This is a genomic window from Pseudomonadota bacterium (assembly GCA_010028905.1).
Taxonomy (GTDB): Bacteria; Vulcanimicrobiota; Xenobia; order RGZZ01; family RGZZ01; genus RGZZ01.
The window spans coordinates 1-1,169 of record RGZZ01000887.1 but is presented as its reverse complement, the minus strand read 5'-3'; the positions used below and the strand labels follow the sequence as shown (position 1 = coordinate 1,169).

The following is a 1,169-nucleotide window of genomic DNA, read 5'->3' as shown; positions in this document are numbered from 1 at the left end:
GCTCTGGAAGTCGCATGTGTCATCATGAGAAACTAACTCCTTCATTATTATTTTCGAAACAGACCCTTAAGTACTTCAAAGTACGCGTCCGACAAAAAATGTACGCACTATATTCAAACAAGACAGAATGCCGCCCTCACGACCACCACTACTGAGCGCACTGCGCCTCGCGTCTCTCTGCACTCTCTTGCTCTGCTCGAACGTCGTTCGCACGTTGCTACTTCCGCGATCAACTCCGCCTCCACCACCATCACCGCCGATGCGGTACTCGGCACTTGGCGAGCGTCGGTGCATTCGTACTGCGCCGTTCCACCCATCGATTCATAACTTGGGCAACATCGGGTTCGGAGGACTCGTGCATGCGTGGACGGCGTGGCCGTTCACCGCGGCGATCGACCACTTTGCGTACGGCAAGGCACACATGCGCCGCCTGGTCGCCGAAGAGGTGGTACGACGAATGACGATCGATAGAGATGCATATGTGCACACGCGTCAACGAAGACGACGACGACAACCACGCGTCGTCGACGTGGGCTGCGGTGCGGGGACGCTCACGTACGAGCTCGCGCGAACCAACATGCTCGACGTCGTCGGTGTAGACACTTCGCACGAGATGATCGGCGTCGCACGGTCGCTCGTGCGACACCCGCACGTCCGCTTCGAAGTGTGCAATGGCGCCGACGTTGCGTGTGAGTACGACGCCGCAGTCGTGTGCATGGTGATGCACGAGCTGCCTGCAGAGGCGAACGCACACTTGCTCAGCCACTTACGACGCGCGTGTTCTCAAGTGTGGGTCGTCGACATTGTGCCGACATATGCTCCCAGTCAAAGCATGGTATCGGGCGAGCCGTACCTGTTGGAGTACTTGCACACGATCGAGTCGATTGTGGGCGTGTGTTCGAAGCGGTACGACGTCGTGCCCGGGCACGTGCGTGTGTGGATCGTCTGAAAGGCTGGGAATTAAGGTGTACACTTGTTGTTCTTATTGTGCGTGCGTGCCTTTCTTGTATACTTGACGATTCGAAGTGCCATCCATCCATCCATATGTAAACTTGTGACCCAAGGTCGAACCCTCCATCCCTTCCTCCCTTCCCATTTCTTGTACACTTGCTCGTTCGTTGTATACTTGACGTCTGCGCTGTCCACTTACCCTATCTTTCAAAAAAATA

1 protein-coding gene is annotated in these 1,169 nt (G+C 55.8%); it reads left to right on the top strand.

Annotated elements, in window-relative coordinates; all coding sequences use genetic code 11:
- The first annotated feature begins 127 nt into the window (after positions 1–127).
- Positions 128–949: a class I SAM-dependent methyltransferase gene (locus tag EB084_26135; protein NDD31744.1), complete on the top strand. Its 822-nt coding sequence runs from the start codon at positions 128–130 to the stop codon at positions 947–949.
- The last annotated feature ends 220 nt before the right edge of the window (positions 950–1,169 follow it).

What these genes read in the sequence shown, in the direction of transcription:
- EB084_26135 (NDD31744.1), top strand. Translation starts at nt 128, where the DNA reads ATGCCGCCCTCACGACCACCACTACTGAGCGCACTGCGCCTCGCGTCT.